The 15050-nt window shown below is 64.0% G+C and carries 15 protein-coding genes; 8 read left to right on the top strand and 7 right to left on the bottom strand.

The features are described from left to right. Nucleotides 1–51 precede the first annotated feature (51 nt). From AB7Z56_RS06790 to AB7Z56_RS06775, 4 genes are all read left to right on the top strand, one after another. Complete coding sequence (locus AB7Z56_RS06790) at nucleotides 52–1437, top strand: ABC transporter substrate-binding protein (protein ID WP_063981139.1); 1386 nt, start codon at nucleotides 52–54, stop codon at nucleotides 1435–1437. 97 nt (nucleotides 1438–1534) lie between these two features. After that, nucleotides 1535–2407 (top strand): carbohydrate ABC transporter permease, encoded by an 873-nt coding sequence (locus AB7Z56_RS06785; protein ID WP_063981138.1) that lies wholly within the window; start codon nucleotides 1535–1537, stop codon nucleotides 2405–2407. Then, nucleotides 2404–3270 (top strand): carbohydrate ABC transporter permease, encoded by an 867-nt coding sequence (locus AB7Z56_RS06780; protein WP_063981137.1) that lies wholly within the window; start codon nucleotides 2404–2406, stop codon nucleotides 3268–3270. Before AB7Z56_RS06785 ends, AB7Z56_RS06780 begins: the two co-directional genes overlap by 4 nt. Nucleotides 3271–3481: 211 nt before the next feature. Then, on the top strand, nucleotides 3482–4474 hold the full coding sequence (locus tag AB7Z56_RS06775; RefSeq protein ID WP_063981136.1) for a hypothetical protein: 993 nt from the start codon (nucleotides 3482–3484) through the stop codon (nucleotides 4472–4474). Here AB7Z56_RS06775 and AB7Z56_RS06770 read toward each other — a convergent pair whose 3' ends face one another. The 6 genes from AB7Z56_RS06770 to AB7Z56_RS06745 form a co-directional block, all read right to left on the bottom strand. Then, entirely contained in the window at nucleotides 4475–4972 is a 498-nt protein-coding gene (locus AB7Z56_RS06770; RefSeq protein ID WP_063981135.1) for a DUF6622 family protein, read from the bottom strand. A gap of 13 nt (nucleotides 4973–4985) precedes the next feature. Continuing rightward, nucleotides 4986–5798: an ABC transporter permease gene (locus tag AB7Z56_RS06765; protein WP_063981134.1), complete on the bottom strand. Its 813-nt coding sequence runs from the start codon at nucleotides 5796–5798 to the stop codon at nucleotides 4986–4988. 4 nt (nucleotides 5799–5802) lie between these two features. Further along, nucleotides 5803–6717, bottom strand: a complete 915-nt coding sequence (locus AB7Z56_RS06760) for an ABC transporter permease (RefSeq protein WP_063981133.1) — start codon at nucleotides 6715–6717, stop codon at nucleotides 5803–5805. Continuing rightward, on the bottom strand, nucleotides 6714–7871 hold the full coding sequence (locus AB7Z56_RS06755; protein WP_063981132.1) for an ABC transporter ATP-binding protein: 1158 nt from the start codon (nucleotides 7869–7871) through the stop codon (nucleotides 6714–6716). Before AB7Z56_RS06755 ends, AB7Z56_RS06760 begins: the two co-directional genes overlap by 4 nt. A 75-nt stretch (nucleotides 7872–7946) precedes the next feature. Next, complete coding sequence (locus tag AB7Z56_RS06750) at nucleotides 7947–9407, bottom strand: glycerol-3-phosphate dehydrogenase (RefSeq protein ID WP_063981131.1); 1461 nt, start codon at nucleotides 9405–9407, stop codon at nucleotides 7947–7949. 136 nt (nucleotides 9408–9543) lie between these two features. Next, nucleotides 9544–12222: a sensor domain-containing protein gene (locus tag AB7Z56_RS06745; RefSeq protein WP_063981130.1), complete on the bottom strand. Its 2679-nt coding sequence runs from the start codon at nucleotides 12220–12222 to the stop codon at nucleotides 9544–9546. Nucleotides 12223–12424: 202 nt separating this feature from the next. Here AB7Z56_RS06745 and AB7Z56_RS06740 point away from each other — a divergent pair, with 202 nt between their 5' ends. Beyond that, on the top strand, nucleotides 12425–13528 hold the full coding sequence (locus tag AB7Z56_RS06740; RefSeq protein ID WP_063981129.1) for an NAD(P)/FAD-dependent oxidoreductase: 1104 nt from the start codon (nucleotides 12425–12427) through the stop codon (nucleotides 13526–13528). A gap of 141 nt (nucleotides 13529–13669) precedes the next feature. Here AB7Z56_RS06740 and AB7Z56_RS06735 read toward each other — a convergent pair whose 3' ends face one another. Continuing rightward, nucleotides 13670–13852, bottom strand: coding sequence for a YdcH family protein (locus AB7Z56_RS06735; protein ID WP_008131172.1), 183 nt, complete (start codon nucleotides 13850–13852; stop codon nucleotides 13670–13672). Nucleotides 13853–14181: 329 nt separating this feature from the next. Between AB7Z56_RS06735 and AB7Z56_RS06730 the strand changes: the two genes are divergently transcribed. The 3 genes from AB7Z56_RS06730 to AB7Z56_RS06720 all read left to right on the top strand — a co-directional run bounded on the left by AB7Z56_RS06730 (nucleotide 14182) and on the right by AB7Z56_RS06720 (nucleotide 15008). Next, nucleotides 14182–14388 carry a YdcH family protein gene (locus AB7Z56_RS06730; RefSeq protein WP_063986093.1) on the top strand — a complete coding sequence of 69 codons (207 nt, stop codon included), beginning with the start codon at nucleotides 14182–14184 and terminating at the stop codon, nucleotides 14386–14388. A gap of 128 nt (nucleotides 14389–14516) precedes the next feature. Next, on the top strand, nucleotides 14517–14735 hold the full coding sequence (locus tag AB7Z56_RS06725; protein WP_014492449.1) for a hypothetical protein: 219 nt from the start codon (nucleotides 14517–14519) through the stop codon (nucleotides 14733–14735). A gap of 21 nt (nucleotides 14736–14756) precedes the next feature. Then, nucleotides 14757–15008 carry a hypothetical protein gene (locus AB7Z56_RS06720; protein WP_063981128.1) on the top strand — a complete coding sequence of 84 codons (252 nt, stop codon included), beginning with the start codon at nucleotides 14757–14759 and terminating at the stop codon, nucleotides 15006–15008. Nucleotides 15009–15050 lie beyond the last annotated feature (42 nt).

Here is a 15050-nt window from a genome sequence, read left to right as displayed (position 1 = left end):
TAGTGTTTTATACGACCGGTTAAAAACACCGGCCGTTTGAGGGAGAAAAACGTGAGATCCAAGGTTATTGGCGCAGTTTCATTGGCGGTCGCTGCGGTTGGGCTTTTTGCGGCCACTGCACCCGCCTTTGCGCAGCAGAAAACGATCACGGTCTGGTGGGGCAAGGGCTTCTATCGGTCCGAAGACGACGCACTGATCGAGACGATCAAGAAGTTCGAAGCCAAGACCGGCATCAAGGTCGAATTGTCGCAGTACGCGATCCAGGACATGATTCCGAAGACGGTGGCCGCGCTCGATGCCGGCACTGTGCCCGATGTCGCCTATTCCGATTCCTACGACGTGCAGGCGCAGGGCAAGTGGGCCTATGAGGGCAAGCTCGAGGACCTCACGGACGTCATGGAGCCGATCAAGGGCCGGTTCGTGCAGAACACGCTGGACGCGTCGATCCTCTATAACGACGTCACCAAGAAGAAGGCCTATTACGGCTTCCCGCTGAAGCAGCAGAGCATGCATGTCGAGATCTGGAACGACATGCTGGAGAAGGCCGGCTTCAAGCTCGCCGACATCCCGACCGACTGGGCGGGCTACTGGACGTTCTGGTGCGACAAGGTGCAGCCGGGTATCCGTAAAGCCACCGGCCAGCGCATCTACGGCGTCGGCCAGCCGATGGGCGTTGAATCCACCGACGCCTTCCAGTCGTTCTACACCTTCATGGACGCCTACCACGTCAAGCTGGTCGACGACGACGGCAAGCTCCTGGTCGACGATCCCAAGGTGCGCGAGAATCTGATCAGCGCGCTGAAGGATTACACCGACACCTATATCAAGGGCTGCACGCCGCCCTCCTCCACAACCTGGAAGGACCCCGACAACAACGTCGCCTTCCACAACAAGACCATCGTGATGACCCACAACTTCACGATCTCGATCGCGGCGAAGTGGTTCGAGGACTCGCAGAATCAGGCGCTCACGCAGGAGCAACGCGACGCCGGCAAGAAGGCCTATGAGCAGGACATCGTCACGGCGTCCTTCCCGAAGGCGCCCGACGGTTCGACCATCCGCTACCGCTCCGACGTCAAGACCGGGCTGGTGTTCACCGCGGCCAAGAACAAGGCCGAGGCCAAGCAGTTCATCAGCTTCCTGCTCCAGGAAGAGAATGTTCGTCCCTATATCGAGGGCGCGCTCGGCCGCTGGTTCCCGGTGACGAAGGAAAGCCAGGCCAGCCCGTTCTGGCAGGCCGACAAGCATCGCAAGGCGGTCTACGCCCAGTTCACCGGCGGTACCGCCGCGTTCGACTTCACCAAGAACTGGAAGTTCACGATCCTCAACAACGAGAACGTCTGGGCCAAGGCGATGAACCGGGTCGTCAGCGAAAAGGTCCCGGTCGACAAGGCCGTCGACGAGCTGATCGCCCGCATCAAGCAGGTTGCAGGCTAAATCCTCTTTCTTCCTCTCCCCGCTGGCGCGGGGAGAGGCGAAACGCTAATACCGGCCGCCTCGTGCGGCCGGAAGTCCTTTCAAAGAGTCCTGAAGAATGGCGATTACGCTCTCTGGCGATCAGTCGATGCCCGCTCCGCCCTTGTCGTCGCGGCTGACCCCGGCGCAGGTCTGGGGCATCGTGCTGCTCGCGCCCTATCTGCTCGTTTTCCTCGCCTTCGTCGTCTATCCCGTCTGCTACGGGCTGTGGCTGGCGCGGGCCCCGTCGAATTATGTCGCGCTGTTTCACGATCCGATCTTCGCGCGCGCCGCGGTCAACACGCTGATCTTCCTGGTCATCGGCATCAACATCAAGATGCTGATCGCGTTGTTCCTGTCCGGCTTCTTCGCGCAGCAGCGCACCTGGATCAAATGGCTCTCGGTGATCTTCATCCTGCCCTGGGCGGTACCGTCGATCCCGACCATCCTGTCGGTGCGCTTCATGTTCAATCCCGAATGGGGCGTGGTCAACCACCTCATCTTCTCCCTCACCGGCGATGACGGCCCGAACTGGCTGAACGACCCGACCGTGGCGCTGAGCATGGCCATCGGCGTGCACATCTGGAAATCACTGCCGTTCTGGACGCTGATCCTGATCACCGGACGCCTTGCGATCGCGCACGATCTGTTCGAGGCCGCCGAGGTCGATGGTGCGAGCTGGTGGCAGAAATTCCGCTACATCACCTGGCCGTCGATGCAGACGCTCTACATCACCTGCACACTGCTCTCGATGATCTGGACGCTCGGCGATTTCAACAGCGTCTATCTGCTCACCGGCGGTGGCCCGGCTGACCTCACGCACGTGCTGGCGACGCTCGGTATCCGCTATCTCCGGCTCGACCAGCTCTCGCTCGCGATGGCCTCCATCGTCTGCGCGATGCCGTTCGTCCTGCCGCTCGTGTACTTTATGATGAAACGGTTGTCGCGATGAAGCTTCCCGGCGTAAGCGAATTTTCCTGGCGCGACGTCGCGGTCGAAGCGCGGCTGCTGCTGATCGGTATTCCCGTCTTCCTGTGGACGATGATTCCGATCTACCACATGTTCCTGTTCGCGATCTCCCCGAAGGAGGACGCGTTCTCGGGCAAGCTGTGGCCGGATCATCCGACGCTCCACAACTTCGAGATCGTGTTCAAGCAGCAGCACTACTTCCTGCGCGACTTCTACATCCAGTTCTGGAACTCGACGGTGATCGCGGTCTCCGTCGGCGTGATGACGCTGTTCATCGCCACCGCCGCGGCGTTCGCGATCTCGCGATTGAAGGTGCCGGGCGGCCGCACCGTGTTGAACCTCGCGCTCTTCACCTATTTCATCCCCGCGGCGTTCCTCGCCGTGCCGATGTACCGCACCATGGGCAATTACGGCCTGCTCAACAATCACTGGTCGCTGATCCTGGCCATGGTGACGATTGCTAGCCCCTACGCGATCTGGGTGCTCAAGCAGGCCTCCGACAAGCTGCCTGTCGAGCTGGACGAGGCCGCGGTGATGGACGGCGCCACGACGCTCCAGATCTTCCGCCTGGTCTACCTGCCGCTGATGATGCCCTCGCTGGTCGCGATCGGCACCTATGCGGTGCTGCTCGCCTGGAACGAATATCTCTACGCGTTCCTGCTTCTGTCCAACGACCGCGAGATCACCCTCCCCGTCGCGCTCGGCAACTTCCTCGCTGCCGACGATTCGCCCTGGGAGCTGTTGATGACCACCGGCTTCATTTACGCGCTGCCGCCGGCCGCGGTCTATTACGCCTTCCGCCGCTACATGGTGGGCGGGCTCACGGCAGGCGCGGTGAAGTCCTGACAATCGAGAGCCTCGTTCCGATGCAATCGGAACGGGGCTCTCGATTCTTGTTTTGACGCGTTTTCTTTACGCCAACCGGTATCCACTTCGCTCGAAATCGCTCCCGGACGCATCGCGTCGCCGCAAGCAGGGCGTTCGAGCGACGACGTGGACAATTGCGGGTTGTCCACGCCTGCTCTAACCTCGCAGCCCTGTCACGGGGCACGTCACCATGCGAGGCAACGACGCGATCCATCTCGGCCTGATGCTGCTGGCGTTCGCAGCGTCCTATTTGGTGCCGTTCGAGCTGCTGCTGCTGGCCTATGTCGTGCTCGGCCCGGCGCACTACTTCACCGAGATCTCGTGGCTGCACGATCGCAGCTATTATCTGCCCCATCGCGGGATCGCGGCGATGCTCGCGATCGTCGCCGTGGTCGCGGTGCTGATCGACAACGCCTCGTGGTTCGGCCTTGCGATGTGGGGCGCGCTGGTCGTCTGCGCCATGCTGGCAGCCACCACCTCCGCGATCGAGAGCATGCTGCTGTTCATGGTGGCGATCGCCCTGTCCGCGATCATGTATTCGAGCGGATCGTCGCTTGCGGTCATCGGCATCCTGATTCCGACCCTGATCCACGTCTCGCTGTTCACACTGATCTTCATGGTGCTCGGCGCACACCGATCCGGCAGCCGCACGCAAGCTGCGCTGGTGGCCGTCTACCTCGTCGCAATCGCCACGATCCTGCTGCTGCCGCCGACTGCCGGAGTCCGGATCGCGAGCTTTGCCCGGGTCGGCCAGGATTATTTCGGCAATGTCGGCCCTGCCCTCGGCCGGCTGTTCGGCGTGCCCGGCCTCGTCCTCGACACCAGGCTGACGAGCCTGCTCGCTTTCGTTTACACCTACCACTACCTCAACTGGTTCATCAAAGCCGACGTCATCCGCTGGACTGAGGTGCCCAAGGCGCGGCTGGCGGCGATGGCCGCCGCAAGCGCCGCCTCCACCGCGCTGTACTTCTACGACTACGCTTTCGGCTTCACCTTCCTGCTGGCGCTGAGCCTGATTCACATCCTGCTCGAGTTTCCGCTCGACAGCCTCGCGCTGCGGCAGCTCGGCGCCGCGATGCAGGGCGCGGTGCGCGCGCGATATGCGGGGCCCATCGCGGCCTCCGCGACGCGGTCGCGTTCTACGGGCACCAAGGCCGCGAAACGCGCAACCCGGTCACGCTGATCATCTCTCCGCGCTCTTGCGTCGATACGCGACCAGCAGGGCGATCGTCGAGCCGATGAAGTAGCCGGCTGTCGCGCCCGAGATGGCGCGGCCGACGACGATCGCCAGCGCGCGGTCGCCCGCATCGATCGCCGAGATCACGCCGACCGCATATTGCGAGGCGAAGACAATCAGGTTGCGGACCAGACCAAATGGACTGCCCGGACGGATGATCTGCCCGGTCGCGTGATCGACGTCGAACGGGCGCGGCGTCAGCACGCCGAGCGGCAGCAGCACCAGCGCGGCCGCGATCCATGCGACCAGCGGCCAAACGCTGTCTTGGTGGCCGAAGCCGAGCCGCGAAATCCCCCAGACGATGAACACGACCGGCACGATCAGCGCGCGCCAGATCGGCGTCGTGCGCGGCTGCATCGCCTGAACGCCCTGCCACACCAGATAGGCGAGCAGCATCCAGACCCAGACCGGCGTGTGGATCAGGATCTGGTAGGCGAATGTCATGATTGCTCCTCGCCTACAGCGGCGCCGCGCTCTCGCCCTGCGAACTCGAGAGTTTCGAGGCAAGCGAGGCGATGACGATGACCACCGCGATCAGGGCGATCACCAGCGTGCAGATCGCGTTGATCTCGGGCTTCACGCCAAGCCGCACCTCCGAATAGATCCGGATCGGCAGCGTCGCCGAGCCGGGGCCGGTGGTGAAACTCGCGATCACGAGATCATCGAGCGACAGCGTGAAGGCCAGCATCCAGCCCGCCACGATCGCGGGCGCGATCAGCGGCAGCGTCACGGCGACGAACGCGCGAACCGGGTTGCAGCCTAGGTCCATCGCCGCCTCCTCCAGCGAACGGTCGAGCGAGCCGAGGCGGGACTGCACGACCACCGCGACGAAGCACATCGTCAGCGTGGTGTGGGCGATCGTCACCGTCCAGAAGCCGCGCTCGGCGTTGAGCGCGACGAACAGCAGCAATAGCGACAATCCGGTGATCACCTCCGGCATTACCAGCGGCGCGTAGAGCATGCCCGAGAACAGCGTGCGGCCGCGAAAGCGCTCGCCGCGCGACAGCGCAACGGCTGCGAGCGTGCCGAGCAACGTGGCGATGGTCGCGGAGGAGACCGCGACCCGCAGGCTCATCCAGGCCGCCTCGATCATGGCGCGGTCGTTGAAGAACTCGTGGTACCAGCGCAGCGACCAGCCGCCCCACACCGTCACCAGCCGCGAGGCATTGAAGGAGTAGATGACGAGGATGAGGATCGGCAGATAGAGGAATGCCAGGCCGAATGCGAGCGAGGCGATGTTGAAGCGGGACAGGCGGGAGACCTTGCGCATCGCTTCAGCGCCCCTGTTCCAGCTGCCGCTTCTGCAGCCGTTCGTACAGCAGCAGCGGCACCAGCAGCACAACGAGCAGCACGATGGCTGCCGCGGAGGCGACAGGCCAATCCTTGTTGGTGAAGAATTCGAGCCAAAGGGTCTGGCCGATCATCAGCGAATTGGAGCCGGCCAGAAGGTCCGGGATCACGAATTCGCCCACGATGGGGATGAAGCACAGCAGCACGCCCGCCCCGACGCCGGGTAGCGACAGCGGAAAGGTCACGAGCCAGAACACCTGCCAGGGCGGCGCGCCGAGATCAGAGGCCGCCTCCTCCAGCACCGGCTCCATTTTCGCGAGCGTGGCGTAGAGCGGCAGGATCATGAACGGCAGATAGGAATAGACGATGCCGATATACATCGCACTGTCGGTCGAGAGCCACACCACCGGCTGGCTGACCAGATGCAGCGCCAGCAGGATCTGGTTCAGCAGGCCGTCATGCTGGAGGATGTTGATCCAGGCGTAAATGCGGATCAGGAACGAGGTCCAGAACGGCACGATCACCAGCACCATCGCCACCGCCTGCCAGCGCTTCGGCAACCGCGCCATGCCATAGGCGATGGGATAGCCGATCACGAGCAATAGCGCAGTCGCGGTGACGGCGACGGTGAGGCTGCGCACATAGGCGAACACGTAGATGTCGTCTGAGGCGAGCAGCTTGAAATTGTCGATCGACAGCGCGGCGAACGCTGCCTTGAGCGCCTCCCATCCCGCCATCAGGTCGAACACCGGCTCGTAGGGCGGCTGCGCGATCGCCGTCTGCGACAGGCTGATCTTGAGCACGAAGCCGAACGGCACCAGGAAGAACAGCAGCATCCAGACATAGGGCGCGATCGCGGCAAAGCGCGCGGGCCTTGCGAAGATGCGGCGCGAGCTCATGATTGCAGCACCACGCAGTCGTCGGGCGTGAACCAGGCGACGACACGCTGGTTCAGGCTGTAGGCGTCGACGTCGAGGCGCGCGCTGTTGGGGACCGACGCCTGCAAGATTCCGCCGGCATCGAGCTTCACCTTGAAGGTGGTGGTGCCGCCGAGATAGCAGATGTCGGCGACCACGCCGTCCAGGCTGTTGATCGCCGTCTCACGACCGGCCTCGCTCACCGGCCCGCGGCGCGAGAGCTTGACCTTCTCGGGGCGGATCGCGACCGACAATTTTCCCGCGCCGACGCCTTCGCGCGGCTCGGCCACCACCAGCGCACCCGCATCGCGCGTGCCGATGATCAGACGATGGCCGTCGCGCAATTTGGACTCGCCGTCGAACAGATTGATGTCGCCGACGAACTCCGCGATCCATCGCGAGCGCGGCGCCTCGTAAAGCTCGCGGGGGCTCGCGACCTGGGCGAGCTTCCCGGCCCTCATCACGCCGATCCGGCTCGCCATCGTCATGGCTTCCTCCTGATCGTGGGTGACGATGATGAAGGTCATGCCGAGCCGGCGCTGCAGCTCCATCAGCTCGCCCTGCGTGCTCTCGCGCAGCTTCTTGTCCAGCGCCGCGAGGGGCTCGTCGAGCAGCAGAAGCTGCGGCCGGCGCGCCAATGCACGCGCCAGCGCCACGCGCTGACGCTGACCGCCGGAGAGCTGGTCGGGCTTGCGCTTCTCCAGCCCCTCGAGCTTCACCAGCGCAATCATTTCCGCCACGCGCGTGGCGATGTCGGCACGCGCCATGCCGGCCCGCTTCAGGCCGAAGGCGATGTTGTCGCGCACGGAGAGATGCGGAAACAGCGCGTAGTTCTGGAACATCATGTTGATCGGGCGTTCATGCGGCAGCGCCTGCGCGATGTCCCGGCCGCCGAGCAGGATGCGTCCCTCGTCCGGCGCCTCGAACCCGGCGAGCATGCGCAGCAGCGTGGTCTTGCCGCAGCCGCTGGGCCCGAGCAGCGCAAAGAACTCGCCGGCCTTGATCTCGAGCGACACGCCGTCCACGGCCCGGAACGTCCCGAACGTCTTGGCGACGCCCTCAATGCGCAGCAGCGGCTGCCCCGCCGCGGGAAGCGCATCCGCGCCGGCGTCTATCTTGGGCAATTCGTCCGTCATGGTCCCTGCCAACCCCGATTCCGCCGCACGCTAGCGGCCGATCGTCCCTATCTCAACCGGTTCGGAGCGCGTCGTTCACATCACATTCGCCATGAACATGGCCAGCGCGTCACGGTCCGCCGCGGGCATCGTCAGGCCGAGCTTGGAACGCCGCCACAGAATATCCTCGGGAAAGCGGGCCCATTCCCGGGTCATCAGATAGCGCACTTCGGCACCGGTCAGTTCGGGGCCGAAGGCGGGTCCAAGTTCGTCGCGCGTCTTCGCTTCGCCCAGCACGGCCGGCAAGCGCGAGCCATAGGCCGCGACCAGACGCTGAGCCTGCGTCTCCGACAGAAAGCGCCAGCGGTCGCGGGCGAGGTCGACTTCGGTGTCGAAACGATCCCAGGCAAAGTCTCCGCCGGGCAACGCGGCGCCGGCGGTCCAGGGCGGCGACATCGGATAGAACGGCGTCAGCCTCGTCACCGCGCGCTCGGCGCGCAGGCGCGAGGTGGTGACGTCGCCGCCGAACATCGTGATCAGCGGCGCCTTGCGCCGGCGCGCGTGGAACAGCGTCGTCCCGTCGCGCCGCCGCACGGACGCCAGCGTCAGGTTGACGCCGGAGACCGCGCGCACCACGTCGGTGGGCGCGACGCGCTCGCGGAAATAGCGGCTGGCGGCCTCGCAGAGATAGCTGACGTCAGCCCCAGGCATCGCCACGATCGCGGGATCACCGGTGAAATCACGAGTGACCGTGCCGATCAGCGTGAAATCGCGCTCAAGGGGGCTCGCGAAGATCAGCCGCCCATCGCTGTTTTGGAAGACGTAGACGTTATCGGACTCGAACAGCCGCGGCACGATGATCTGGCTCATCTGCATGGCCGCCATGGCAGGCTGCGGCTGGCGCAGCACGGTCTCTGCGACGATCGACGTCCAGCCGCCGGTGGCATTGGCCAGCGCCCGGGCCGTGACCACGCGGCGATGGCCACGATCGACCACCGCGAGGCGCCATGTGTCGGTTCGATCGGCGCGGACACAGCGCGTCCCGGTCCGGATCGCAGCGCCGCGTTCGGCGGCGTCCAGCGCCGTCAGCACCACCAGGCGGGAATCATCGACGACGCAGTCCGAATATTCGAAAGCCGTTCCGAACGGGCGCTTCAGCGCGTTGCCGACCGGATGATGCGTGATGTCGAGGGTGGTCGCGGCAGGCAGGCCGCTCCGACCGGTGAGGCCGTCATAGAGGTATAAGCCGGCACGCAGCAGCCAGGGTGGACGCTCCTCGGAATGGGCCGGGATCACGAAGCGCATCGGCCGGACCAGATGCGGCGCGATGGCAAGCCACGTCCGGCGCTCGGCCAACGCCCGGCGCACCCGCCGAAAACCGCGGCGTTCCAGCACCGACAGATCGCCATGGATCAGCCGTGGCGTCGCGGATGACGCCGCGCCGCCGAGATCGCCCTGCTCCAGCAGAATGACCCGCAGGCCGCGGCCGGCCGCATCGCGGGCGAGGCTGACACCGTTCAGGCCACCGCCGATGATCGCAAGGTCGTAATCCGCCATGAAGCCGTCGAATGGGAGCTAGCGCCCGCCATCACTAGAGCCATTTCCATTCCGATGAAATCGGAACGAGGCTTTGGATTCTTGTTTTGACGCGTTTTCTTTGCGCGAACCGGTATCCGCTTGGCTCGATAACGCTCTAGCCGGTCTTCAGCGCAAGCTCCATGGTCTCGGCGCGGCCGACGAGGCCGGCATATTTGCCGATCGGCAGCGGCTTGCCGAGCAGGTAGCCCTGCACGCCGTCGCAGCCCTCCTTGGCAAGAAAGACGAGCTGATCGAGGGTCTCGACGCCCTCGGCGATGATCGACATTTCGAGGCCGTGGCCGAGATCGATCACGGCGCGGACGATAGCCGCCGATTGCGGGTTGCGGCCGAGATTCATGATGAAGGCGCGGTCGATCTTGATCTTGTCGAACGGGAACGCCTGGAGATAGCTCAGCGAAGAGTAACCGCTGCCGAAATCATCCATGGAGATGCGCACACCGAGCGCCTTCAGCCGGCGCAGCAGTGCAAGACCCCGATCAAAGTCCTCGATCAGCACGCCTTCGGTGATTTCCAGCTCGAGCCGGCCGGGTGCCAGGCCCGTCTCGATCAGGATTGAATGGACCAGCCCGACCACGTCGCCGTGCATGAACTGCGCCGGCGACAAATTGACCGCGACCTGGAGCGGCTTCGGCCAGGACGCCGCCTCGCGGCAGGCCTCGCGCAGGATCCACTCGCCCATCTCGACGATCAGGCCGCTCTCCTCCGCGATCGGGATGAACTCGGCCGGCGAGACCTGGCCGCGCACCGGATGCTGCCAGCGCGCCAGCGCTTCGAAGCCGATAATCTCGCTCTCGGCGACGCTGTGGCGCGCGATGCCCTGCGGCTGGAACGCGAGCGACAATTCGCCGTTCTTGATCGCTTTCGACAGGTCCTGGTGCAGCACGCGGCGGTCGCGGATCTGCTGGTCCATCTCCGGCTGGTAAAGGCCGATCGTGCCGCGCGACTTCTGCTTGGCGCGGAACAGCGCCGCGCCGGCATTGGCCAGCAGCGATGCGCCGTCGGCACCATTATGCGGGAAGATCGACATGCCGGTGGTGACGCCGGCGCGGACCGCCCGGCCGTCGATCTGAAATTCCTGGGCAACGGCCTCGCCGAGTTGCTGCGCCAGCGCAAGGCCCGCCTCCGGCTGCTTGCCGTCGATGATGAGGCCGAACTCGTCGCCGGACAGGCGCGCCACCACGCCGCCGCGCGCGGAATCCTGAAGCCGCTGGGCCACCTCGATCAACAGCTTGTCGCCGAGCGCATGACCGAAGACGTCGTTGACCTCCTTGAGGCCGTCGAGGTCGAGGCAGAGCACGGCGAACTCCTCGCTGGTGCCTTCGCAGGCCTCGATCATCTGGGTCAGCGCCTGGAGGAAGGCGGCGCGGTTCGGCAGATCGGTCAGGCCGTCGTGATAGGCCATGTGCGCCATGCGCGACTCGGTCTGCCGGCGGTCGGTGACGTCTTCGTGGGTCTTGATCAGATATTGCGGCTCGCCGGCATCGCTGAGCACGGTCGCCCGCCGGGTCAGGAACAGCCGCAGGCCGTCCTTGGTGGAGATCGGGTGCTCCTCGGTAATCATCCCGCGCTTCTTGATCGCGGCCTCGTCGCGCGCGATGATCAGCTTGGCTTCCTTGGGATTGAAGATGTCGGAGGCGGTCAGGCCCGTGGCCTCCTCGCGCCGGCGGTTGAGGATGGTCTCCGCGCTGCGATTGGCGAGCAGGTAGCGGCCGTCCTTGACCTGCTCCACGATCAGCGCCACCGGAATGTTGTCGACCACGAGCTCCAGGAACTTCTTCGTGCTCTCCAGCTCCTGCGACAGCGAGCGGCGGTCGGTGATATCCTCGAACACGAGCATCAGGAATTCGGGCTTGTTGCTCTCGTCGCGGACCACGATCCGGATCGAGGCAACCATGCGCCGTTCACCGGCGCGGTCGACCTCGAATTCATTGCGGAACTGGCCGTCCGGCGAATTCAGTGCCGCCTTGTCGGCCGCCTCGATGCTGGCCGTCGAGATGGGCGCGAACAGCTCCCGCGCATTCTTGCCGACGGCGTGGTCGCGCGAGAACCCCCAGAACCGTTCATAGGCGCTGTTGGCGAAGATGTAGCGACCGTCCTCGATGTTCTTCGCGGCGACGCAGGCCGGCACGTGGTCCAGCACGGTTTCCAGGAATTGCTTGGTGGAGGCGAGCTGCCGTGACAGCTTGCGCTGATCGCTGACGTCCAGATGCGTCGCGACCGAGCCGCCGTTCGGCAACACGAAATATTTCACTAGGATGGCGCGGCCATCAGGCAGTTCGGTGATCAGGCCGTTGGGGCTCGCCGCCTTCTCGTAGAACTCATCGTCGGAGACACCGCCGAGGACGTCGCGCTTGCGCCTGAGTTCGAGGATGTCGTAGCCGGTCATCCCGGTCCACAGATCCGAGCGCGCCAGGCCGTAGATCTCGAGATAGCGGTCGTTGCAGAACATGATGCGTCGTTGCGCATCCGTCATCACCACGCCCTGGTTGAGATTGTTCATGGCGGAGGAGACGAAGGCGTTGCGCCGCAGCTGCAAGCGCTTGGTGCGGCGCAGCGAGGAATGGATCCACAGCGCGATGGCGGCCAGGAACGCACAGACGACGATGCCGCCGATCAGCGCTTCCCAGACCAAATTGGGATCGAGCTTGCCTGGTGGCGCGAAGCTGTCCGAGAGCGCAAAGGCGCGCGCAGGCGCGACCGCGCTGCCCAGGCACACGACGGCCTGCACAGCAATCGGAAGCGTGCTGCCCACGTGCCAGTTCTTCTCAGCCATCAGCCACCCGCGCTTTCAACGTCGGATTGTCTGGCTTCACGGGTTTGGATCGGGTAAACGCCTGTACGCGCAACAGAAAAATGTGACGCCAAATACGGCAATTGCCCTGACATGATAAATGCTTCCTTAATGGAAAACGGCCCGGTGCCGTGGTTCTCAGGCCTGATGCCACCGATGCTTTCAATGGATACACTGCACAACCATGGATAGGGTCGACTGCGTCGTCATCGGAGCCGGCGTGGTCGGGCTCGCGGTGGCTCGAAAGCTTGCCCAGGCCGGGCGCGAGGTGATCGTGCTCGAGGAAGCCGAGGCCATCGGCACCATCACCTCCTCGCGCAACAGCGAGGTGATCCATGCCGGGATCTATTACCGCGCCGGCAGCTGGATGGCGCGCATGTGCGTCAGCGGCAAGCATGAGCTGTACCGCTACTGCGGCGAGCGCGGCATCCCGCACAAGAACTGCGGCAAGCTGATCGTCGCGACCAGCGCCAAGGAGACCGAGAAGCTGCAATCGATCAAGGCGCATGCCGAGGCCAATGGCGTGCTCGACATGCAGCTGCTCACGGGCGAAGCCGCACGCGCGCTGGAGCCGGCGCTCGCCTGCGATGCCGCGCTGCTCTCGCCATCGACCGGCATCATCGACAGCCACGCCTACATGCTCTCGCTGCGCGGCGAGGCCGAGGCGGCCGGCGCGGCCTTTGCGTTTCACACCCCGCTGATCCGCGCCAAGGCAGCCGGCGATGTGATCGAGATCGAGGCCGGCGGCGAAGCGCCGATGACGCTGCAATGCGGCCTGCTCGTCAACGCCGCCGGGCTCTCGGCGACAACGGTCGCACGCCATATCGACGGCATGCCGATCGACCGGATTCCGCCGGCCTATCTCGCCAAGGGAAACTATTTCAGCTGCAACGCCAGAGCACCATTCTCGCACCTGATCTATCCGGTGCCCGAGCCAGGCGGGCTCGGCGTGCATCTGACGCTGGACATGGCCGGGCAGGCACGCTTCGGCCCCGACGTGGAGTGGATCGAGACGATCAATTACGAGGTCGATCCGTCACGCGCCGAACGCTTCTATCCGGCGATCCGGAGATACTGGCCGACGCTGCCCGACGGCGCGCTGATGCCGAGCTATTCAGGCATTCGCCCGAAGATCGTGCCGCCGGCGGTGGCCACGCAGGATTTTCTGATGCAGGGCCCGCGCGATCACGGCGTCGAAGGCCTGATCAACCTGTTCGGCATCGAATCGCCGGGACTGACGTCGTCGCTCGCGATCGCGGATCACGTCGCTGAGCTCGCAGGCATCTAGGGGATTTTCCATCGGAGCGGAAAGGCTCCAAGCGCCGCGCAAATAACTTTGCACGCTGCGCACCTTCATGCAGGGATGAGCGCAACAGCTCTCACCCCTGCATGAAAGGGTAAGTTCAACTCTACACTGTTACAGGGGTTACTAGTGGAGCGTGTCGCCGGTGTGCTTCAAACGCTCGATCTGGTCCTTGACCATCAACTTCCGTCGCTTCAACTCAACAATTTGCAGGTCGTCTGTTGAAAGGTGCACGAGAGCTTCGTGCAATTCGTTTTCGAGCGTTTTGTGCTTCCGTTCCAATTCAACCAGATGTGCCTGAATTGTCATTCGAAACCTCCTCGGTAGGGGGAAACCTTGGATTCGATCCGGACAAACAAGTGTACATCACCGATTCGTTCTGTCGATATGTATCCGTCGTCGCAGCGTCATTTTTGAAAATTCATATGTAACGAATCGTGAGTAAGGAACCACGCTGGAAAAATCCATGATATCAACGTGCTTGCGCAACGCCGCAACGAATCGTCGAAATATCTTGCGAGAGTTCGGTGAGCGGCGGCCCGAGATCGCTTGCGATCACGGCGCGCAAGGACGATAATTTCCACAGGGCATCCACAGCCTTGAATCTCACGCCCATCGGGTTTTCGGCCACCGCGAACATGACCAATGAAGACGAGCGTGAGCTCGAAGCCGAGCTCACCCGGTTGCAGCAAGAACACCGAGATCTCGACGCCGCGATCGATGCGATGCATCAATCGCCTGCCCCCGACCTGTTGCGGTTACAACGGTTGAAGAAGCGCAAGCTGTTGTTGCGCGACCGTATCGCGTTCATCGAAGACCAGATCACGCCGGACATCATCGCCTGAACCGCGAGGCCCTTTTTCGTGGCAGCACGCCGCATCCGAATCCGCTTGACTCGAAAAGAACAAAATAGGAACATTTGGACATCCCAACGCCCCAGGAAACGCCCAGGAAACCCCCGAGGACAACGCAGATGTCGGCAACCGCCCTTCTCGACAACAGCCATTATGAACAGGCCTGCGACCAGGCGATCGCGATGTGCGACGGCAATCTGCGTAGCACCATCAAGGCGCTGATCATGGCCAACGAATATCTGGAAGCAGAGCTGGAAGAATTACAGGCGGCGATTTCAGCCGGCTGCATTCCCGAGACCGCACGCAGCAAGGTGCGGAGCAACAGCAGCGCCGCCTGAGTTCAACATCGGAGCAACGCCATGTCGGATGTGACCTACTACGTTGCAATGCCCTTCCTGATCGATGCCGACGGATCGCCTGTCGCGGGCGCCGCGGAGGAATGCCAGAGCTCGGCGGCCGCGTTGCGGCGCGCCGAGATCCTGGCGCACGGTGCCGGCCATATCGGCGCGGTTGCGTTCAGCCGCAGCGGCGATCCCATGACCGGCGAATTCGGCGACGCCACGCTGCTGCGTAAATTCGGCAACGTGCCGGAAGATCTGGCCACGCTGTAAGGGTTGTTGCTTGAGCATGATCTCCGCGCAACGCGGTCCGCA

Origin of the sequence: Bradyrhizobium sp. 482_C4_N1_8 (assembly GCF_052075965.1) — a bacterium.
GTDB lineage: Bacteria > Pseudomonadota > Alphaproteobacteria > Rhizobiales > Xanthobacteraceae > Bradyrhizobium > Bradyrhizobium barranii.
The sequence above is the reverse complement of the archived record's forward strand: the minus strand, read 5'-3'. Positions and strand labels throughout refer to the sequence as shown.